At 70.9% G+C, this 20903-nt stretch carries 17 protein-coding genes; 9 read left to right on the top strand and 8 right to left on the bottom strand.

Annotated elements, in window-relative coordinates; all coding sequences use genetic code 11:
- Positions 1-50 precede the first annotated feature (50 nt).
- A complete protein-coding gene (locus Dsi01nite_RS30605) occupies positions 51-1613 on the top strand; it encodes a DUF2334 domain-containing protein (RefSeq protein ID WP_203849776.1) in 1563 nt (520 codons plus the stop codon).
- Here Dsi01nite_RS30605 and Dsi01nite_RS30600 read toward each other — a convergent pair.
- Positions 1580-2794, bottom strand: coding sequence for an ROK family transcriptional regulator (locus Dsi01nite_RS30600; RefSeq protein ID WP_203849775.1), 1215 nt, complete (start codon positions 2792-2794; stop codon positions 1580-1582). The two genes, Dsi01nite_RS30605 and Dsi01nite_RS30600, sit on opposite strands and share 34 nt — an antisense overlap.
- Before the next feature lie 47 nt (positions 2795-2841).
- Here Dsi01nite_RS30600 and Dsi01nite_RS30595 point away from each other — a divergent pair, with 47 nt between their 5' ends.
- Entirely contained in the window at positions 2842-4101 is a 1260-nt protein-coding gene (locus Dsi01nite_RS30595; protein ID WP_203849774.1) for a Gfo/Idh/MocA family protein, read from the top strand.
- A 60-nt stretch (positions 4102-4161) separates the two neighbouring features.
- Here the strand turns inward: Dsi01nite_RS30595 and Dsi01nite_RS30590 are convergent, their stop codons facing one another.
- Both Dsi01nite_RS30590 and Dsi01nite_RS30585 read right to left on the bottom strand, forming a co-directional pair.
- Entirely contained in the window at positions 4162-4758 is a 597-nt protein-coding gene (locus Dsi01nite_RS30590) for an RICIN domain-containing protein (protein WP_203849773.1), read from the bottom strand.
- A gap of 109 nt (positions 4759-4867) precedes the next feature.
- On the bottom strand, positions 4868-5434 hold the full coding sequence (locus Dsi01nite_RS30585; RefSeq protein WP_203849772.1) for an HD domain-containing protein: 567 nt from the start codon (positions 5432-5434) through the stop codon (positions 4868-4870).
- Positions 5435-5617: 183 nt separating this feature from the next.
- Between Dsi01nite_RS30585 and Dsi01nite_RS30580 the strand changes: the two genes are divergently transcribed.
- Together Dsi01nite_RS30580 and Dsi01nite_RS30575 are read left to right on the top strand one after the other, a co-directional pair.
- Positions 5618-6415, top strand: a complete 798-nt coding sequence (locus Dsi01nite_RS30580) for a TIGR02452 family protein (protein ID WP_203849771.1) — start codon at positions 5618-5620, stop codon at positions 6413-6415.
- Between the two features lie 85 nt (positions 6416-6500).
- Entirely contained in the window at positions 6501-6953 is a 453-nt protein-coding gene (locus tag Dsi01nite_RS30575) for a hypothetical protein (protein ID WP_203849770.1), read from the top strand.
- A 44-nt stretch (positions 6954-6997) separates the two neighbouring features.
- Here Dsi01nite_RS30575 and Dsi01nite_RS30570 read toward each other — a convergent pair whose 3' ends face one another.
- The 3 genes from Dsi01nite_RS30570 to Dsi01nite_RS30560 all read right to left on the bottom strand — a co-directional run bounded on the left by Dsi01nite_RS30570 (position 6998) and on the right by Dsi01nite_RS30560 (position 9616).
- Entirely contained in the window at positions 6998-7570 is a 573-nt protein-coding gene (locus Dsi01nite_RS30570) for a dihydrofolate reductase family protein (protein WP_203849769.1), read from the bottom strand.
- Between the two features lie 108 nt (positions 7571-7678).
- Complete coding sequence (locus Dsi01nite_RS30565) at positions 7679-8197, bottom strand: TrmH family RNA methyltransferase (RefSeq protein WP_203849768.1); 519 nt, start codon at positions 8195-8197, stop codon at positions 7679-7681.
- A 69-nt stretch (positions 8198-8266) separates the two neighbouring features.
- Positions 8267-9616 carry a condensation domain-containing protein gene (locus Dsi01nite_RS30560; RefSeq protein WP_203849767.1) on the bottom strand — a complete coding sequence of 450 codons (1350 nt, stop codon included), beginning with the start codon at positions 9614-9616 and terminating at the stop codon, positions 8267-8269.
- Positions 9617-9881: 265 nt separating this feature from the next.
- Between Dsi01nite_RS30560 and Dsi01nite_RS30555 the strand changes: the two genes are divergently transcribed.
- Positions 9882-10730, top strand: a complete 849-nt coding sequence (locus Dsi01nite_RS30555; RefSeq protein ID WP_203849766.1) for a hypothetical protein — start codon at positions 9882-9884, stop codon at positions 10728-10730.
- Between the two features lie 58 nt (positions 10731-10788).
- On the opposite strand, the gene Dsi01nite_RS30550 is transcribed toward Dsi01nite_RS30555, so the two are convergent.
- On the bottom strand, positions 10789-13287 hold the full coding sequence (locus Dsi01nite_RS30550) for a DUF4832 domain-containing protein (protein ID WP_203849765.1): 2499 nt from the start codon (positions 13285-13287) through the stop codon (positions 10789-10791).
- 64 nt (positions 13288-13351) lie between these two features.
- Positions 13352-15964, bottom strand: a complete 2613-nt coding sequence (locus tag Dsi01nite_RS30545) for a fibronectin type III domain-containing protein (protein ID WP_275423427.1) — start codon at positions 15962-15964, stop codon at positions 13352-13354.
- Between the two features lie 150 nt (positions 15965-16114).
- On the opposite strand from Dsi01nite_RS30545, the gene Dsi01nite_RS30540 reads away from it, so the two are divergent.
- The 4 genes from Dsi01nite_RS30540 to Dsi01nite_RS30525 all read left to right on the top strand — a co-directional run bounded on the left by Dsi01nite_RS30540 (position 16115) and on the right by Dsi01nite_RS30525 (position 20901).
- Positions 16115-17065, top strand: coding sequence for a carbohydrate ABC transporter permease (locus tag Dsi01nite_RS30540; RefSeq protein WP_203849804.1), 951 nt, complete (start codon positions 16115-16117; stop codon positions 17063-17065).
- Positions 17065-17946, top strand: a complete 882-nt coding sequence (locus Dsi01nite_RS30535; protein WP_203849764.1) for a carbohydrate ABC transporter permease — start codon at positions 17065-17067, stop codon at positions 17944-17946. The genes Dsi01nite_RS30540 and Dsi01nite_RS30535 overlap by 1 nt, the downstream gene beginning before the upstream one ends.
- Positions 17947-17984: 38 nt before the next feature.
- On the top strand, positions 17985-19319 hold the full coding sequence (locus Dsi01nite_RS30530) for an ABC transporter substrate-binding protein (RefSeq protein WP_203849763.1): 1335 nt from the start codon (positions 17985-17987) through the stop codon (positions 19317-19319).
- A gap of 82 nt (positions 19320-19401) precedes the next feature.
- Positions 19402-20901, top strand: coding sequence for a glycoside hydrolase family 36 protein (locus Dsi01nite_RS30525; protein WP_203849762.1), 1500 nt, complete (start codon positions 19402-19404; stop codon positions 20899-20901).
- The last annotated feature ends 2 nt before the right edge of the window (positions 20902-20903 follow it).

Below are 20903 nucleotides of genomic sequence, written 5' to 3'. Positions count from 1 at the left end.
GGTTGGCGAATCGGGGCCGGCCGGACCGTCCGCCAACTACCGTGGAGGCAATGGGTAGGCGGGAGGCGATGGTCCGGCGGCTCTGCGCCGCGATCCTCGCGCTGGTCCTGATCGCCGCGTGCAGCGGCGATCCGAAGAGCACGCCGCCGCCGGGGGCAGCGTCCCGCCCACCGGCGTCCGGCGTCCTCGTCCTGTACGACACCACCGGCGAGTTCGGCTCGCTGGGGGAGCTGTACGCCGTCCAGGCCGGCAACCTTGCCTCCCACTTCGACAAGTGGGAGGCGCAGCCGGTCACGCGCTACACGGCCGGCAGCGCCGCCCGGCACCGGCTGACGATCTACATCGGGTCGACCTACGACGAGCCGCTGCCCGACGCGTTCCTGACCGACGTCGCCGCCGGCGCACCCGTGCTGTGGCTGGGCGCGAACATCTGGCAGCTCATCGAGAAGCACGGCGTCACGGGGCTGGAGACCGCGGCGGTCAACGACGCCGCGGTCACCACGATCCGGTATCACGGCACCGAGCTGACCCGAAACGCCGCCGCCGGCGCGATGGTCCGGGTCGGGCTCAGCCCTGGCACCGCGACCACGCTCGCGGACGCGGTCCTGCCGGACGGGGGCGTCACGCCCTACGCGGTGCGGGCCGGCGCGCTCACGTACCTGACCGAGGTGCCGCTGACCTACGTGTCGTTCGACGACCGGTACCTCATCCTCGCCGACCTCCTGTTCGACCTGCTCGACCCGGGCGCCCCGCAACGGCACCGGGCGCTCGTGCGGATCGAGGACGTCGGCCCGCACTCCGACCCGGCGCAGCTGCGCACCATCGCCGACTTCCTGTCCGCCCGGGGCGTGCCGTTCTCGGTGGCGGTGTTCGCCGTGTACGACGACGCGGCCGGCGTGTATTCCGGCGGGGTCCCGGTGCACCGCACGCTCAGCCAGGCCCCCGACGTCGTGGCGGCGCTGCGGTACATGGTCGAGCACGGCGGCACGCTGCTCATGCACGGCTACACCCACGGCCTCGCGGGGGTGAAGAACCCGTACGGTGTCAGCGCTGAGGACTACGAGTTCTACCGCTCCCACGTCGAGCCGGACGGCACGGTGGCCCTGGACGGCCCGGTCCCGGACGACTCGGCGGAGTGGGCGCTCGGCCGGCTCGCCGCCGCCCGGCAGGAGTGGACCGCGGCCGGCCTGACGCCTTCGGACATCTGGGAGTTCCCGCACTACACCGCCAGCGCCGTGGACTACCGCGCGATCTCCACGGCCCCCGGCATCCGGGCCCGCTACGAGCAGGTGCTGTATTTCTCCGGAGTGCTGACCGGTACGCCCACCGGCAGCAGCTCGGTCAGCCAGTTCTTCCCGTACGTGGTCGACGACCCCTACGGCACGCCGGTGATCCCGGAGACCCTCGGCAACGTCGCCACGCAGCGGTTCAACCAGCACGGCGTGCGGCTCGCCCCGGACCTGATCGCCTCGGCGAAGCGGCAGCTGGTCGTGCGGGACAACGTGGCGAGCTTCTTCTACCACCCGTTCCTCGGCCTGCAGTACCTTCCCGAACTCGTGGAAGGCATCCAGCAGCTGGGCTACACCTTCGTCCCGGCGACCTCGTTGCTCTGAGCCGGGCTCTCCTCCCGGCGCGGGGCGGCGGGCGGCGCGCTGAGCCCGACGGTGAACAGGCGCCGGTCGACCTCGTTGAGCGCCAGGCGCAGCGCGCCGAGTGCGACGCTGTCGGCGCCGAGCGTCGAGGCCCGCACGTCCGGCACCCGCAGGCACAACTTCTGCAACTCCCGTCGCAGCGGGTCCAGCACGAGGTCGGCGGAGCGGGAGAAACCGCCGCCGAACACGACGACCTGCGGGTCCAGGGCGAGGACCAGCGCGGCGGTGCCGACGGCGATGTCCTTGACGTAGCGGTTCACCGCGGCGCGGGCGTCGCGGTTGCCGTCGCGGGCGGCGTTGAAGGTCCAGGCCGCGGCGTCGTCGGGGCCCACCGTGGTCGGCACGCCCGGGCAGCCCTGCAGGTGCGCCGGCGCGGACAGCCAGCGGACGGCCTTCAACGCGCCGATCTCGCCGGCCGCGCCGCCGAAGCCGCGGCGCAGGACCCCGTCGATGATGAGGCCCGCACCCATGCGCATGCCGGCGAGGAGGAACACGATGTCGTTCGCGTCGCGGGCCGAGCCCTGCCAGCGCTCGGCGAGCGCGGCGAGCTTGCAGTCGTTCTCCACGATGATCGGGCAGGTGAACCGGTTGCTGAGGTGCGCGGCGAGGTCGACGGTCTGCCAGCCGGGCAGCACCGCGAACAGGGTCGTCTTGCCGGTCGCGTCGACCGGGCCGGTGACACCGGCGGTCACGGCCCAGATGTCCTGCGCGGTCTTGCCCGACTCCGACAGGCAGACGGCGAGCACGTCGTCGAGGGCGGCGAGCCGCTCGCTCGCGTTGGCGTCGGCGGCGACGGACCTGCGCGCGGTGTGCACGACGGTGCCGTCGAGGTCCGCGAGGAGCGCCAGTATCTTGTGGGCGCCGACGTCGACGCCGATGACGTGCCCGGCGCTGGCGCGGAACCGGTATCTGCGGGCGGGCCGGCCGACGACGCTGCTGCCGTCCGGCTCGACGACCGTTGCCCAGCCGCCGGTGACGAGCCCCTGGGCGATGACGTCGACCGCGGGCCGGGACAGTCCGGTCAGTTTGGCGAGCTCGGTGACGGTGGCCGGCGGCTGGTCGCGCAGGGCGCTGACGATCGTCAGCGAGTTCAGCTCGCGCAGCCGGGTCAGGTCGGTGCCCGCGATGACCTGATCTGTCACAGTGGCCCCCCTTGACGTGTGCTGCCGGCATCCCCACCAATATTGCTATGGAGTTTACAAAGTCCGGGGGGAATCGCAAGCCCGTCACGATCGCGGTGGTCGGCGCGGGCCTCCGTGGGAGCGCGTATGCCCGCCTGGCCGTGGCGAGCGGACTCGGCCGGATCGTGGCCGTGGCCGAGCCCGACCCCACCCGCCGGGCCGCGTTCGCCCTCGAACACGGTCCGGTGCCGGTGTTCACCGGCTGGGAGTCGCTGGCGGCGGCCGGGCGCCTCGCCGACGTGGCCGTGATCGCGACGCAGGACCGGCTGCACGTCGAGCCGGCCGTGGCGCTCGCCGGGCAGGGGTACCACCTGCTGCTGGAGAAGCCGATGGCGCCGACCGAGCCGGAGGCCCGGCAGATCGCCGACGCCGTCGCCGCGGCGGGGGTGATCGGGGCGGTGTGCCACGTGCTGCGGTACACCGACTACACCCGGGCGCTGCGTTCGCTGCTGGATGCGGGCCGGATCGGCGACCTCGTCAGCGTCCAGCACCTGGAGCCGGTCGGCTGGTGGCACCAGGCGCACTCGTTCGTCCGCGGCAACTGGCGCCGCACCGCCGACTCCGGGCCGATGCTGCTGACGAAGTCCTGCCACGACCTGGACTGGCTGGCGTACGTCGTCGGCGCCACCCCCCGCTCGGTGGCGTCCTTCGGCGGGCTCGCCCACTTCCGCCCCGAGCACCGCCCGGCCGGCGCGGGCGACCGGTGCTTGTCCTGCGCGGTGGAACCGTCGTGCCCGTATTCGGCGGTCCGCCTGTACACCCGCTGCCTGGACGACGGCGAGGACTGGCCGCTGAACGCGGTCACCCCGGCGCGGACCCTGTCCTCAGTGCTTCTGGCGTTGCGCGACGGCCCCTACGGCCGGTGTGTCTACGACTGCGACAACGACGTGGTCGACCACCAGGTGGTGGCGCTGCAGTACGACACGGGCGTGACCGCCACGTTCACCATGACCGCGTTCACGCCCATGCAACGCCGCCAGACCCGCCTGTTCGGCACCCACGGCAGCGTCGACGGCGACGGCCGCCTGCTGCACGTGACCGACTTCCGCACCGGCCGCACGGAGACCGTCGACACGCACGGTTCCGGCGGCCACGCGGGTGCCGGCCACGACGGCGGCGACGCCGGCCTGGTGGAGGCGTTCCTGGCCGCGGTCGCCGCGGGAGACCCGTCCCTGCTGAGCTCCGACCTGACCACCAGCCTCGCCTCGCACCGCGTGGTCTGGGCCGCCGAACACGCCCGAACCACCGGCACCGTCGTGACCCTGTGACCCGACGTCGCACCGTGCCACGGAACGACCCCACGGTCCCGCGGCCCGGTGCGACGAGGTTCAGGTCTGGTAGAAGTTCTGGGCCGGGTTGCCCGACGTGCAGTGGTACTGCTGCAGCTGCGCACCGTCGTCCGATGAGCCCGACGCCACGTCCAGGCACAGGTCACTGTTGAAGTTGCGGACCCTGAACGTGGTGGTCAGAGCGCCGGGCTCGACGTACCAGACCATGCTCCGGGCGTGCTTGTCCCGGCAGGTCCACTGCTGCACGACGGACCAGTCGCTGCGCGAGCCGTCGCGGGCGTCCAGGCACTTGCCGGTGGCCAGGTTCGAGATGAAGTAGCCCTCGGCGCCCAGGTCGATGCAGCCGGGGCAGTACCAGGGGGCCTCCCCGTCGTTGAAGATCACGATGCCGAGCGGTTCGAAAATCCACTGCTGCACGGCGGAACCCTGCTGGCACGTCTGCTGCTGCACGGGCAGGCCGTTCGAGTCGCCCTGCGGCACCGGCAGGAAACACTTGCCGCTGCCGATGTTCACCAGCTTGAGGACTGCGCCGGGCACGATGCCGGCGGCGCTCGCCGGCTGCGGCGCCGCGAGCACCGCGACCGCCGACGATGCCAGGCAGACCAGCGCCGCGACGACGGCGTGTCGAAGTTTCAAGGCTTGCTCCCTTCGGGCGAGGACCGATCACCCCAAGGACGTTCCATCCCGTTCCACTGGGAGTTGGCCGCTGAGCGGCGGTGATCCCATCCACTCCGCGCCAGGCTGCCTACGGCGCGTCAGGTGCGGCCCGGTCGGCGTGGTCGCGGTTCGCGTAATCGCGCAGCCGAGGGGCCCAGGTCTCCAGGCCGGGCACGACCCGGCCGACCTCTTTCGCCGCCTCGTCAGCGCGTCGGAGCGCGATCGCGGCGGCCGCCTCGGGGCGCTCGGCGAACCGCTCCGCCTCCGGTCCGGTCATCGCGGCGCCCTGCCGGCTCAGGCTGAGGGAACTGGCCGGCGACAGCGCGTACGTCTCGGTCGCGGCCAGGTAGCGCTTCGCCTCCACGTGCAGCCCGACGAGGTCGGCGACGCGGTCGCCGAGGAGCGCGCGCACCGCGTCGGCGCCGGTGCGCGCGTGGTCGGGATCGTCCTCGCTCACGGCGTGGCCGATGTCGTGGACCAGCCCGGCGAGCTGCAGGCCGAGGTCGGCGGGGTGCCTGGCGCGCAGGACGTCGGCGCACTGCAGACCGTGCGCCAGCAGGTCGACCGGGTCGCCGTCCGGCGGCGGGGCGTCGAACACGCCGTCGAGCCCGGCGAACCAGCTCAGGAAGACGTCGACATCCGAGAAAACCGCCATGCCGGGAGGCTATCGCCGGCCAGATCACCCGCAGGATCCGCGATGACGGCCGGGCGGTGAACGGCGGGTGACAATGTCAGGTGGCCTCGAGGGCGACGACCGCCATCAGGGTGTCGACGGCGGGCACTGGTGGCATCGATATCGGGTCGCCGGGGCGGGCGCAGTCGGACAGAATCGGTTGGCGTGAGTGCGAAACTGCGGGACCTGGCCGGCGAAACGATGCAGATTCTCCATGCCGGCGGCTATCGCGCCCCCGGCGGCGGACGTGTCGACCTGACCGCCGGGATACGCGAGGCGGTCGCCGGCACCCGGCTGTACCAGCCCGGGCAGGACCTTCCGGCGCGTCCATCCAGCGGCCCGCCGCCCGAGGTGTCGGTCACCGACGAGAGCACGTTGGCGGCCAGTCGCCGGCTGGCCGGTGACGGCGATGTGGCCGCGCTCGTCTTCGCCTCCGCGAAGCACCCGGGCGGCGGCTTCCGCACCGGAGCCCAGGCCCAGGAAGAGGGCATCGCCCGCGCGTCGGCGCTGTTCAGCTGTCTCAACGCCGCGCCGCAGTTCTACACGTACCACCGGTCCCGCACCGACAACGTCTACAGCGACAGCGTGATCCATTCACCCCGCGTCCCGGTCTTCCGCGATGACGACGGCCGGCTGCTGGAACGCCCGTACCATGTCTCGTTCCTGACCGCCGCCGCGCCCAACCGCGGCGCCCTGCCGGCTAGCCGCGCCGGGAAGGTCACGGCCGCCCTCGCCGTCCGGGCCCGGCGGGTGCTCGCCGTGGCGGCCGCCCACAACCATCGGCGCCTGGTGCTCGGCGCCTGGGGCTGCGGCGTGTTCCGCAACGATCCGCACGCGGTGGCCGCCGCGTTCGCCGACGCACTGGCCGACAGCGCCGGGTGCTTCGACGATGTGGTGTTCGCGGTACTGGACACCGCGAAAGGCGCCCCGGTGCGGGCCGCGTTCACCGCCCGATTCCCGTAGATCGCGGGCGGTCGGACCGGGCTGGTTGGGGCCGACGCACTCCCGTCGGCCGTACGATGGGCGGCATCTGCGATGGAGGACCGTGATGGCGCTCGTGCACGATGCATCGTCTCGCGCCGGCCGGCGCCGGTTGCACCGCAGTGTCGCCCTGCACGGCGGGGCAGTGGTGATCTTCGGGCTGATGGCCTGGCGCGGCGCCGGCGCGGTCACGGGCGGCCTTCCCGCAATGGGCGTGCCGATGCTTCTCGCCGGAGCGGGCGGCGCGACCGGCGCGCTGGTCATCCTGTGGTCGGTGCTGCGGCGGCGGGACCGGCTCAGCGGCCTGCACCCGGCTACGCGGACCGGTGCGCAGCGCGCGGCCCGCATCGGCATGGCCGTGGTCGCCGTGGCGACCGTGACGGCCGGTGTCGCGCTCGCCCCGACCGGATCGGAGCGCGAGTTCGTCGTCTGGGTGAACGTCGTGATCGGTGGCCTGCTGGTGCTCTTCGCGCTGCTCGCCGGCGAGCGCGCGGCGCACCGGCAGGGCGAGGGCCGGTAGCGGGGGAGGATCAAGGCGGCGGCCACGATCGAGCGGGAGAGCCGCTAGCCCTGACCGCTCGGCGGCCCGTCGAGCACGGTGGGCACGTATTCGAGCAGCTGCAGCCGGCCGTCGAACGTGTGGTGGTGCACCAGCTCCAGGGTGATGTCCGGGTATCCGTCGAACAGACGGTCACGTCCGGTGGCGCCGGTGATCACCGGGAAGACGACGACCCGGTACCGGTCGACCAGGCCGGCCTTGAGCAGCGACCGGCTCAGGCTGAGGCTGCCGATGGTGCGCATGGGCAGCTCGGCGTCCTGCTTCATCGCCCGCACCGCCTCGACCGCGTCACCGCCGACCAGCGTCGTGTTGTCCCACGACAGTGGCGCCTCGAGGCTGGCGGAGAATGCCACCTTCGGCTGCGCCGTCAACGCCGCAAAGCTGGGCTCGTCTGGCATCTTCCCGGCGAACTCGGACATCAGCCGATACGTCGTCGCGCCCATGAGCGCCGTGTGCTCCTCCTGCCCGTCGAGCCAGGCCAGGTACTCCGGCCCTTCCAGGCCCCAGTAACCGGGCCAGCCGTCGGCGGCTCCGTAGCCGTCGAGGGACATGATGTAGTCCACCATGAGGTTCGGCATCGGTACCTCTCATCGGTCGCGGCGGCGGCACCGACAGGCGCGTACCGCCGGGGTCGTCAACGTCACCCCCAGGCTATGCGCAGGGCAGGTCCGGCGCAGCGCGGGCGCTCACAGCAGACCCGCGAGTTTGTACAGCACCAGCGACCCGGCCACGGCGACGTTGAGGCTCTGGCCGGTGCCGACCATCGGGATCTCCACGGCGCCGTCGAGCAGGTCCAGCGCCTCCGGCGGGATCCCGGTGGCCTCGTGTCCGAGCACCATGACGGTCCGGCGCCGCGCGACGGGCAGCTCGGCGAGCCGGACCGCCTCGTCGGCAAGTTCGACGCCGAGGATGTGCGCGCCCGCCCGGCGCTCGTCGGCGAGCCATCGCAGCGGGCTGCCGACCCGGTGGACGCAGGACGGCTGCCGCAGCGTGTTGCCGCGGGCGAGCGCCTCGTCCACCCACCCGAAGCGGGGCACGGCGAGGCACGCGCCGACGGCGTCGCAGGTGCGCAGCAGCGTGCCGAGGTTGGCGCCGTGCATCGGCCAGAGCGGCGCGGCGACGAGATGTCCCCAGCATCGGTGCCGGCGGGGTCGTCGGGTCGACCGGATCTCCTGCGAGGTCCGCACCCGGATCGCCGGACTCACCGTGCGGGAGCGGATCCGCTCCTGTGTTCAAGACTCATGTGGGGCACGCTTCTCGGCGCGTGCGGGCCATCATTGGGGAGCTGGTTCCGCACCAGCATACAGCGCCGCGTCGACCACGGTCGCCTCCATCCGGCGCAGCAGTGCGGTCAGGTCGTCGCGGCTGATGGCGGTGGTGTTGAGCTGCGCCCGCACGCTGAGGGCGTCGGCGGCGTCGTTGATGTGGACCATCAGGGGCTTGTGGAGGTCCGGGAGCTCGCGCCACTCCAGCGTGGTCGGACCGGCGGCGCGCACGTCCGCCGCGGTCGGCACCGTCTCGATGGGGCCGTCCTCGGAGCGGCGGTTGTTGAACAGGCACAGGTGGTCGAAGCTGAGGCCGTGCTCACGGCTGACGTCGGCGATGATCCGGTCGAGGTCGACCTGCGAGTAGTACGCGTGCTTGTGCGCGGCGAGCAGCCGGCGCCGGGCCAGCAGCACGAGGTCGTCGAACCCGCCGTCGGCGAGGTCGAGCGTGCACAGGCCGTGGTGGCTCATGTGGCCGGCGGCGTCGGCCAGGCCGGGCCGGAACCTGCTGTTCACCGTGATCATCGTGGCCACCCGGGTGGTTCCCGTCGCGTGGCCCAGCGCCTCCGCGTACGCCGCGTACAGGACCGGCGTCGTGGTCACACCGAGCCGGGCGGCGACGGCGCGAAGGGCCTGGTACAGGGCAGGGGACAGCAGGTCCAGTTCCCAGTAGCGGTGCTCCGCCGCCGCATCGCCGGCCGGTTGTGGAAGGCGCGGGGACGGCAGCGCCCGCAGCTGCGTCTGCCAGTACCGCAGCGCGGCCTCGTTCTGGCGCAGCGCCGACGGTGTCTGCTGCAGCCGTGCCTGCTCCAGTGGCTGCAGGCCGGGCGGTCGCGGCGGCTCGCCCGTCACGGGGTCGCGGTTGGTCAGATCCTCGAACATGGCCATCGCGGCCGTCGGGTCGGCGGCGTGGTGCGAGATCGCCACCACCAGGTGGGTCAGCGCCCCGGCCTGCCGGACGAGCGCCATCCGCATCGGCCATTCCCGCTCGTAGTCGAACGGGACGAAGTAGTACTGCGCGCTCACCTCGGCGGCGACGGCGGCCGGGTCGCGGTCGACCGCCTCGTACACCTCGATGTGGGCCGTCCCCGAGTCCCACACGACCTGCGTGACAGCGCCGTCCGGCGCGAAGCGCAACAGGGTGCGCATCGACGGGAACCGGCTCAGGTAGAACCGGTACTCCTCGACGTACTGGTCCACCGTCGCGCCGGGCTCGAGGTCCCTGACGGCGCCCAGCGCCAGTGAGCTGCCGGATATTGCCATCTCCTTCCAGATGGACTGCTGGCCCCAGCTCAGGGGCCCCTCCCCGCTGCCATCACCGGTGAACGGGACGGCGATGCGCTCGATCAGGCCGTTCATGAAGGTGGCTCCGTTCGACGGACGATACCCAGCGGCACTCTATCGGTCGATAGAGAGCGCTCTCTCAGCCGGGAGGGTGGCCGCGGCCCTGCGGCGGGCGTCGGTCCGACCCGGACGACACCTGGCACCGGCGCTACTTCGGCTGGGGCCTGATCTGACGAGGCCGGGGCCTGAACTGACGAGGCCGGGGTCTGATCTGACGAGGCCGAGTCCCGGGGTGGACGCCGGATGGAACCATGGCGCCATGGTTGATTTACGGTCATGGATGACACGGGTCGTCGCGGGGCTGGGAGTGCTCCTGGTCGCCCTGGGCGGCCTGATGGCGACGCCAGGGACGGCGGCCGCGGCGACGACGTTCTTCTCGTTCAGCGCGGGGGTGTTCGAGCCGCAGCAGGTCAAACACGTCTGGTGGAACAACGCCAACTCCGATGCCTACGCGGCCGGGTTGGAGGTGTCCGGCGCCGACGTCCCGGGGGCGAAGTGTCACCTGGAGGTGCGGCGCACGTGGTATCAGCGCAACGCGTCCGGGGAGCGGGAGTTCCACCTGGAGATCGAGGGCGACTCGGTGCTGCGGTGCCAGGCGACGGTGTGGCTGGCGAAGCTGACCAGGTTCCGGGAGTCCTCGACCGGCACCCTGGCCGCCGGCCAGTCCCGGTCGTGGCACTGGAACAACGCGGACGCCGAAGGCACCGTCTACGCCGTCGGGGTGCTGCCGTCGCAGCCGGCGTCCGGCAGCTGCGCGATCGAGGTGAGCACGCAGTACCGGACCCAGCCGGACGGGGAGTACGAGTTCTCGTACCGGGCCACCAACGTCGGCACGGTCGCGTGCAGCGCAACGTTGCGGCATGTGGCGCTCGGCGTCGACACCACCGTGGCGGTGCCCGAGGTGCCGGCCGGCGGACCGTACAACATCGGGGTCCCCGGGGTGCCGGCCGGCACGAGGGTGATCGTCGCCGGCGCGGCCCCGAGCGTCACCGCGGCCGGGCCGTGCCAGGTCAGCGTCCTCACGACGTTCTACCAGCGGCAGGGGACCACGACGGGCGTCTACGCCGGGTACCGCAACACGGGCGGCGTCGCCTGCGAGTCGACCGCGACGTTCGCGCTGCTGTCCTGACGCGTCCCGCCCGTGCGTGGGTGGCCGAGGCTTCCCACGCACGGGCGGTCCGTGACCCTTACTGGAAGGAGATGCTGTCGATGGTGATGGCGCCGGTGCCGCCGTACCAGAAGCCCATGGCGAGCTGGGCGGGGCTGGTGCGGCTGATGCCGTTGGCGACGAGCGGGATCCTGATGTCCTGGTAGGCGGTGGTCAGCACGGGATGCCCGCCGCCGTCGAGGGTGTAGTCGGCGAAGACCTTGCTGGTGCCGCCGAGGCTGAGGTTGAAGTGGGACTGCTCGCCGCCGGCGGCGCCTTTGACGCGCACGACGAGGTAGGTGTACGCGGACACGTCGGTGCCGACGTCGCTGCCGAACCAGCCGCAGTTGCTGTACTGCAGGGCGAGCGCCCCGCCGGAGACGGCACCGTTGCCGCCGCCGTTGCCGAAGCAGTTGCCGCCGGTCCACCGGCCCAGGTCGTTCTTGGCGGCCGAGGGGTAGGCGGGGGTGCCGTCGAAGTCGTCGAGGACCAGGCCGACCGGTGGCGGGGTGGCCGTCGTGGCGGTCAGCGGCGCCGACGCGGCGGAGACGTTGCCGGCCGCGTCCCTGGCTTTCACGGTGTACGAATACGAGCCGCTCGCCAGGCCGGAGTCCGTGTAGGAGGTGCCCGTCGGCGAGGCGACCTGCGTACCGTTGCGGAAGACCTGGTATCCGGTGACGCCGACGTTGTCCGTGGCGGCGGTCCAGGACAGCGAGATCGATGTCGTGGTCGTGCCCGTGACCGCCAGCCCGGACGGGGTCGACGGGGCCGCGCAGTCGGTGCAGCCGACGCCGACCGTGACGGTGTTGCTGGCCGTGGACTCGTTGCCGGCCGCGTCGCGGGCGGTGACCGTGTACGCGTGCGAACCCGCCGGCACACCGCTGTCGGTGAAGGTCGTGCCGGTCACCGTGCCGACGACGACCCCGTCCCGGCGGACCTGGTAGCCGGTGACGCCGACGTTGTCGGTCGCGCCGGTCCAGGACAGCGACACCGAGGTGGCTGTCACGGCACCGGCGGTCAGGGTCGGCGCGGACGGCGGTACGCAATCCGAAGTGCAGGAACCGACGGTGATGGCGTTGGTGAGCACGTTGTAACCCTTGGCCGCGTCCCAGGTGCCGGTGTTGGCGAGCCGGACCGAGTAGGCGGGGTTACCGCGCAGTCCGGTGGCCTGGTCCGGCAGCCACAGGGCGAGCTTGTACGTGCCCGCGGTCATCGCCGGCAGCGTCACCGTCTGGGTGGGGACGGTGACCGCGCCGGGCCGCCAGGTGCGCGGGTCGAGGCCGGTCAGCGGCACGTTGTAGCGGGAAGCGCCGTTGTCGAAGACCAGGAACACCGGGCGGGGCTTGATGATGCCTGCGTAGCCGTCGTTGGACAGGTGCGCGGCGAACGTGAACGCGCTGCCGGCGACGGCCTGGGTGGTGTAGGTGGCGTCCTGCAGGCGCAACCGGTAGCCGAGCTTGCGTTCGATGCGGGTGAACAGCGTCTCCGCCGGGTCGTTTCCGGACGCGGCGAGGTGCGCGGCCTTCCAGATGTCGGTGTTGACCGGGGCGTAGTCCTCGTTGATCTCCGTCCAGTGCTGGTGGGACAGCTCGTACTGGGCGTTGACGCCGGCCGCGTCGTTGGCGCCGCTGGCGTTGCAGGTCTCGCCGCCGATCATCGTGTTGCCGCCGGTGGTGGTGGCCATGTCGTACACCCACTGCTTCTTGACCGACACGTCGAACCAGCCGAGCCACGAGTTCTGGTCGTAGGTGCCCATGTCGGCGGTGTCGGCGAGGAAGCAGTCGTCGTGGAAGCCGAGCCGGTCCTTGTCCTGCGTGGTCATGAGGCAGTTGTCCGGCAGCGGGCAGCCGGCCGGTGGGGTGGTGCGCTGCGCGAACTCGTAGTTGAAGATGGGGTAGCGGATCAGCACGGGCATGCTGGCCGGGGTGCTGCTGAGCAGCTTCTTCACCAGGCGGTAGCGCACCGGTGCCTGGCTCTCCTCGGACGAGGCGGTGTACGGGCTGGAGTGCCACTCGCCCCAGGCGCCGAAGAACCCCGCCTCCAGGTGCAGGATCACGTCGGCGTTGGCCGCCAGGACCGGGGCGAGCTGGTCGATGTGCCGTTCCATCTGCGGTTCGGTGACGGCGGAGTAGCCGTCCCAGACGTAGGCGACCCGCAGGACGATCTTCATGCCCTGGGTGCGGATCGCGGCGAGGCCGGTGCCGAGGTTGGTCAGCAGGGCCGGTGGCAGGTCGCTGGTCTGGTACTTGTCGAGGTGCAGGTAGCTGTGGATGAGCGTGTTGCCGTTCGTGCGCGCCCGGGCGAAGGTGCGGTCGAGCATGTCGGGGTTGAAGCCGGGGATCGTGTTGCTCGCGTAGTCGTTGACCGCCGGGTCGTCGACGATCTCGTAGCGGTTGTGGAAGCCGCGTTCGGGGTTGGTGAAGACGGTGCCGAGGTCAGCGGTGTAGGTGGCGGTGGTCGTGGGTGCCGCGGCGTGGGCGGTCGCGCTGGGGGTCAGGGTCAGCGCGAGAGCGAGCACGACGGCGAGGGTCCGGTTCATCGTTCTCCCTGGGCGACTTGAGCGGGCCGGCGCCGTCCACAGTGGACGGCGCCGGCACGGTGTGTCAGTTGGTGAAGGAGAAGTGCTCGATGGAGATGCTGCTGTTGCCGCCGTACCAGAAGCCCATGGCGAGCTGGCCGGGGCTGGTCCGGCTGATGCCGTTGGCGACGAGCGGGATCTTGATGTCCTGGTAGGCGGTGGTGATGGCGGGGTGGCCGCCGCCGTCGAGGGTGTAGTCGCCGAAGACCTTGGTGGTGCCGCCGAGGCTCAGGTTGAAGTGCGACTGCTCGCCACCGGCGTTGCCCTTGATCCGCACGACGAGGTAGGTGTACGCGGACACGTCGGTGTTGACGTCACTGCCGAACCAGCCGCAGTTGTTGTACTGCAGCGTCAGCGCCCCACCGGCGACGACGCCGTTGCCGCCCCCGTTGAGGAAGCAGTTGCCGCCGGTCCACTTGGCCAGGTCGTTCTTCGCCGCCGACGGGTAGGCGGGGTTGCCGTCGAAGTCGTCCAGGCCGATCCCGCCGCCCCCGCCGCCCGCGTTGGTGGTGACGGTCAGCGGGCTGGAGGCGGCCGAGACGTTCCCGGCCGCGTCGTAGGCCTGCACGGTGTACGTGTACGCGGTCGACGCGGTGAGCCCGCTGTCGGTATAGGACGTGCCGGTGGCGGTGCCGACCTGGGTGCCGCCGCGCAGGACGCGGTAGCCGGTGACGCCGACGTTGTCCGTGGACGCGGTCCAGGTCAGTGAGACGCTGCTGGCGGTCTTCGCCGGCGAGGCGAGCCCGGCCGGGGTGGACGGTGCCGTGGTGTCGGTGCCGCCGCCCGCGTTGGTGGTGACGGTGAGCGGGCTGGACGCGGCCGAGACGTTCCCGGCGGCGTCATAGGCGCGGATGGTGTACGTGTACGCGGTCGACGCACTGAGCCCGCTGTCGGTGTAGGACGTGCCGGTGGCGGTGCCGACCTGGGTGCCGCCGCGCAGGATCTGGTAGCCGGTGACGCCGACGTTGTCCGTGGACGCGGTCCAGGTCAGCGAGACGCTGCTGGCCGTCTTCGCCGGCGAGGCGAGCCCGCCCGGCGTCGACGGTGCTGTGGTGTCACTGCCGGTCGTACCGACGCCGATGCCGCCGAGGCCGAGCCAGCCGTCGGCGTTCTGGGTCGTGTTGCCGAACCGCAGCTTCTTCGCCGCGGGGCTGAGGGCTTCGAGGGGGTTCTTGACCCGCATGACCAGCTGGTAGGAGCCGGTCGCCACGCCGGTGAGGCTGACGGCGGACTGGAAGTACTGCGGGTAGCCGAAGTCGCGGTAGGTCGGGTCGGCGCCGACGCCCCAGTCGGGGAACGCGCGGATCTTCAGCGGCTGGACGGTGCGCAGGTCCCAGGGGGTGTCCCAGGTCTTCACGACCGTGCCGGCGGAGTCCTTGAGGCCGAGCGTGACCGTCCACGGGTAGTAGAACGGGGCCACGCCGTTGTTGGCGAGCGTGACGCCGACGGTCGCGGTGCTGCCGGAGACGGTGTTCTGGTAGTACGCGTGGGTCGCGGACAGGTCGTAGCCCATGAGGCGCACGGCGGCGGCGACGTTCGGGTCGGTGGGGGAGTAGCTCTGGCTGGTCTGGTTGATCTTCCAGGTGGTGTGCTCGAGCTCGATGCAGGCCTTCATGTTGTCGACCTGGCCGGATCCTCCGGGCCATGAGCTGAACGCGGAGCTCTGGATCTCGGGGCGGACCTCACCGCCCATCGAGCTGGTGATCCACTTGTTCTCCACGCCCATGTTCAGGGCGCGTTGCAGCTGCGCGTAGTCGGCGCCGCCCATGGACTGCGGCAGCGTGACCCCGGCCAGTGGTGAGCCTTCGCGGTAGCAGAACGAGTCGTCGTGGTAGCCGATGTCGCGGGTGTTGGCGGCACCGCCGGCTGAGTCGGGGTAGCGCACCTCCAGTTTGGTCTTGTTGAACGCGGTGTCGAACGCCTGGATGACCTGCGCGCCGTGGGCGTCGGTCGGCATCAGGTTGGGGTAGCCGTCGGCGGTGTCGGTGTCGAAGGGCCAGGTGTGCCACTCGCCCCACAGGCCGACCAGGCCGAGGTTGATGAACCCGATGCGCGGGTCGCCGTCGTAGCGGGCGCCGAACGCGGCGATGAAGTTGGACACCGCGCTGAGCAGGTAGGGGCTGTCGTAGTCCGGGGAGACCGTGCCCCAGAAGGTGTTGTTGCGATACGTGACGTGCCCGTCGAAGCAGTGCGGAATGGCGTTTCCGGGATGGCTGCCGGTGCCGCCGGGGTACTCCATGTACAGCCGGATGGCGGCCTGGTTGCCGTAGGAGGCGATCTCGTTGAGCGCGTTGTCGACGATCGACCAGTCGTAGGTGGCGCAGTTCGTGGCGCTGGTCATGACCTCGGACAGCCCGAAGTAGCTCCACGCGAGGGAGCGCGGGTAGCCGGAGTTCTGGTTGTCGCCGGGGAAGTAGAAGCGGGCGAAGCCCTTGAGCGGGTTGTCGAGGGGGCTCGGGGCGGCGGTGAGCGGGTGGTCGGTCAGCGACGGGCTGGGCGTCGCAGGTGCTGCCGGGCGGGCTGGCGGGCCCGCGGGTGCCGCGGCGCTGGGCGGCGCCACGGCGAGCACGGCCGTGGCGGCGGCGGTGCAGAGTGCGGCGGCGAGCGCGGAGCGACGCCGCCACAGGGCGGTACGCATCGGTTGAACCTCCGGGATGTGAGTTCGTGATACGAGGAGGTGTTGACAAACTTTCTCTGAGCTTCATCATTATTAACGGCCGTCCACCCCCCGCCGCAAGACGCAAGACTCGACGAATTTCGATGAATGAAACGAGGCCGGATCGTGACGATGCGTAACTCCCTGGCGGTGACCGCCCCGCCTGCATCGGGCCCGCCCATCGATCCTGGATCGGTCGCCGGGGGCCCGCGCCGTCACCGTGACGACCGGCGGGTCGCCTGGCTGTTCCTGGCGCCGGTGCTGGTCGGCTTCGCCGTGTTCTACCTGTACCCGACCGTCCGCGGCGTCTGGTACTCCCTCACCGACTACAGCCTGCTCAACACCCCGTCATACGTCGGCGCCGACAACTACACGAAGCTCATCAGTGACGCACAGTTCTGGACGTCGCTGCGGATCACCGGTTACTACGTGCTCGTCAACATCGGCACACAGACGCTGCTCGCCCTCGGCCTGGCCGCGCTGATGCACCGGCTCACCCGCTCGGTCGTGCTGCGCGCGACGCTGCTGCTGCCGTGGCTCGTCCCGAACGTCACCGTCGGCCTGCTGTGGATGTGGATGCTGGACACCAACCTCGGCTTCGTCAACCACCTGCTGTCCGCGATCGGCGGGGAGCCGCAGGGGTTCCTGCAGAATTCGGACCTCGCGATGCCGTCCATCGCGCTCATCAACACCTGGGCCTACACCGGCTACACCGCGCTGCTGCTCTACGCCGGCATGCTGCAGATCCCGCCGCACCTCTACGAGAGCGCGTCACTGGACGGCGCCGGCGAGTTCCGGATGTTCCGCCGGATCACGCTGCCGCTGCTGCGCCCGATCCTCGCGCTGGTCCTCGTGGTGTCGCTGATCGGCTCGTTCCAGATCTTCGACACCGTCGCCGTCACCGAGAAGGTCGTGCCGGTCGGCGCCACCCGGGTCATCTACCTCTACATCTACAAGCAGGCCTTCACGTACTTCCACATGGGCTACGCGGCGGCGGTCGCCATGGCGCTCGTGCTGATCCTCGGCCTGCTGACCGCCGTGCAGATGTGGCTGCTGCGCGCCTCACGATCGGACCTCACCTGATGACCCGCCGTTTCCGGCCGGGCCGGCTGCTGGCCTGGACCCTGCTGATCGTGTTCATCGTCGTCACGATCCTGCCGTTCTACTGGATGGTCCGCACGGCGCTCACCCCCGCCGCCGACATCTACGCCGACAGCTCCGGCATCGTGCCGAAGCACCCCACAATGATCAACTTCTGGCGCGTCCTCGGCCTCGTCGACGAGCAGAAGGCCCGCGACGCCGGTGGCTCCGGCGCGAAAATCAACTTCCTGCGGTACACCCTCAACTCCATCATCTACAGCGGGCTCATCGCGGGCGTGCAGACCTTCTGCTGCGCCATGGCCGGCTACGCCTTCGCCCGCCTGCGCTTCCCCGGCCGGGACCTGCTCTTCGGCGTCGTCGTCGCGGCGCTGATGGTGCCACCCATCTTCACCCTGCTGCCCAACTTCTCGCTCGTCCGCAGCCTCGGCGCGATCGACACGTTCGCCGGCATGGTCGCGCCGACCCTGCTGATGACCCCCTTCGCGGTGTTCTTCCTGCGGCAGTTCTTCCTTTCCGTGCCCGCCGAGGTGGAGGAGGCCGCCACCATCGACGGCGCCGGCCGCTGGGGCATCTTCTGGCGGGTCATCCTGCCGATGAGCCGCGGCCCGCTCATCACCATCGGGCTCACCACCTCCGTGTGGGCCTGGAAGGACTACCTGTGGCCGCTGCTCGTCGGCCGCGGGGAGGACAACCGGGTGCTCACCGTGGCGCTCGGCGTGTTCCTCCAGCAGTCACCCAACACCCAACCGGACTGGACCGGCCTCATGGCCGCCTCCACGCTTTCCGTCCTGCCGGTCCTGCTCCTGCTGATCTTCCTCGGCAAGCGCCTCGTCCAATCGCTGAACTTCACCGGCATCAAGTGATGACACCCCCCGCGCTCAAGCTCCCCGAAAGGAACTCCATGTCCAGACGACTCCGTGCGGCCGCCGCCCTGACCGTTGCGGCGCTCGCCCTGCCGTTGGCCGCCTGCTCCGCAGAGTCCGGCGACGACGGCGGCAAGGTCACCCTCAACTACTGGCTGTGGGACGACAAGCAGCTGCCCGCCTACCAGGCCTGCGCCGACGAGTTCACCAAGGCCAACCCGAACACCACCATCAAGTTCACGCAGACCGCGTGGCAGCAGTACTGGCAGAACCTCACCACCCAGCTGGCCAGCGGCAGCGCCCCCGACGTCTGGACCGACCACGCGTCCTACTACCCGCAGTTCGTGACCAGCAACCAGATCCTCGACATCCAGCCGTTCGTCGACAAGGACAAGGTCGACCTCAACCAGTACCAGGCCGGTCTCGCCGACCTGTTCGTCAAGGATGGCAAGCGCTACGGCCTGCCGAAGGACTGGGACACGATGGCCCTGGTCTACAACACCAAGCTCGTCCCCGACGCCAGCGGCCTGGACAAGCTCACCTGGAACCCCGGCGACGGCGGCAGCTTCGAGCAGGCGATCGCCAAGGCCTCCGTCGACGCGCAGGGCCGCAACGGCCTGGACCCCGCCTTCGACAAGAACACCGTCAAGGTCTACGGCTTCCTGCCCGAATGGGCCGACGGCTCGCAGGGCCAGAACGGCTGGGGCGACCTCGCCGTCGCCAATGGCTTCACCTACCTCGACAAGAACCCCTGGGGCACCAAGTACAAGTACGACGACCCGAAGCTCGCCGAGACCATCGGCTGGTTCAAGCACCTGATCGACAAGGGCTACGCGCCGAAGTTCGACAAGCAGTCGACCATCGGCCGCGACGCCACGATGGACTCCGGACAGGCCGCGTTCACCATCGTCGGCTCCTGGACCATCGGCACCTACCTCGGCACCGGCGCCAAGCAGCAGTACGCCTTCGCCCAGCTGCCCACCGGCCCGGCCGGCCGCAAGACCGCCATCAACGGCCTCTCCGACGCGATCTACGCCGGCACCAAGCACCCCAACCAGGCCTGGTCCTGGGTGAAGTTCCTCGGCTCGTCCGCCTGCCAGGACATCGTCGGTGACAAGGCCGTCGTCTTCCCGGCCGTCAAGTCCGGCACCGACAAGGCCCTCGCCGCCCACAAGGCGGCCGGCCGCAACGTCCAGGCCTTCACCGACCAGGCAACCGCGTCCGGCGGCACGTTCTTCCTGCCGATCACCGACCACGGCAACGAGGTCAGCCAGATCGTCCAGGACGCCATTCAGTCCGTCGTGGTCGGCCAGGCCGCCCCGGCCGACGCCCTCAAGAAGGCCAACGACCAGGTCAACGGCCTGTTCAAGTAACGCCTTCCCTTGCTCGCCTGCTTGTCCGCGCGGTGGGGCGCTGTGGTCGCGCCCCGCCGTGCAATTTCTGAAGAGGAGAACCATGGCACAGCTCGTCGAGGTCGGCGGACACCACTTCGCCCTCCAGCACTCCGCGAACGGGGCACCGCAGCCCGTCGCAGGCGGTGTCCTGCTACCCCCCGGCCGGGTGGCGATCCTGCACGGCCTCGGCGACGCATCGTTCTACCGGCACGGACACAACTCGTGGAGCCCCTGCGGTTGGCGGCGGCTGAGCGAGACGCCGCTGCGGGTGCCGAACCCGCAGCGGCTCGTCACCGCCGACGACCCCACCTTCGACGACCCCACCCGGCACCACTCCTCAGCCGTCGCCGCGCTGCAGTCCACTGACGGCCGGACCCTGCTGCTCGGCGCGCTCGGCCTCGACACGCCCCGGCTGGTCGCCGACCACGACACCCTCACCGGCTGGTACGCCAGCGCCGGCGCCGACTGGTTCCTCGCCCACGGCACCGAGGACGAGGTGTTCAGCGCCTACACCGAGCAGCTGCGGCTGCGCTTCGGCGGCAGCACCCGCCGCGCCGGCAACGTCTGGTGCAGCTGGTACGCCTACTACGAGACCGTCACCGAGAACCAGCTGACCAAGGACATCGCCGACCTCACCGGGCTGCCCTTCGACGTCGTGCAGATCGACGACGGCTGGGAGGAGCTCGTCGGCGACTGGCAACCCAACGCCAAGTTCCCCAGCGGCATGCGCAGCCTCGCCGAGCGCATCACGGACGCCGGCTTCACCCCCGGGCTGTGGCTCGCCCCCTTCATCGCGCTGCCGCACTCCCGCCTCGCCACCTCGCGACCGGAGCTGCTGCTGCGCGGCGCCGACGGGCGGCCGGTCATCGCCGGGTACAACTGGGGCGGGCCGTACTACGCGCTCGACCTGGCCCGCGCCGACGCGCTCGAACACGTCACCGAGCTCATCCGCACCGTCGTGCACGACTGGGGCTTCCGCTACCTGAAGCTCGACTTCATCAACGCCGGCGCCGCCCCGGTTCCGTCCGCCGATCGCTCACGCGAGGCGCTCTACCGGGAGGGGCTGCGCGTCATCCGCGAGACCGCCGGCGACGACGTGTACCTCCTCGGCTCCGGCGCCATGCTGCTGCCGTCCCTCGGCCTGCTCGACGGCATGCGCAGCGGCCCCGACGTCGCCCCGATGTGGGACAACTACGCCTCCGTCGACCCGTCCGACGCGACCGCCCGCAACGCCGTCGTCAACAGCCTGCACCGGCTCTGGCAGTCCCCCCTCGTCGAGGTCGACCCCGACGTCATCTACTTCCGCAGCAAACTCAACCTGCTCACCACGCAGCAGCTGCAGTGGCTGCGGGACCTCGCCGACATCTGCCGCTTCCGAGCCGTGTCCGACCCGCCCAGCTGGCTGACCCCCGCCGAACTCGAGGACCTCCGCGACTACCTCGACGCCACCCCGGCGGTCCGCCGCCTCGGCCGCTACCGCTTCAGCGTCGACGGCCGCGACGTCGACTTCGGCCCTGCCGTCGCCGCGGACACGGGCGGCCAGCTGTACCCGATCTCGTGACG

The organism is Dactylosporangium siamense (genome assembly GCF_016862795.1).
Taxonomy (GTDB): Bacteria; Actinomycetota; Actinomycetes; order Mycobacteriales; family Micromonosporaceae; genus Dactylosporangium; species Dactylosporangium siamense.
Note: the sequence above shows the minus strand (reverse complement) of the source record. Positions and strands in the feature narration are given on the sequence as shown.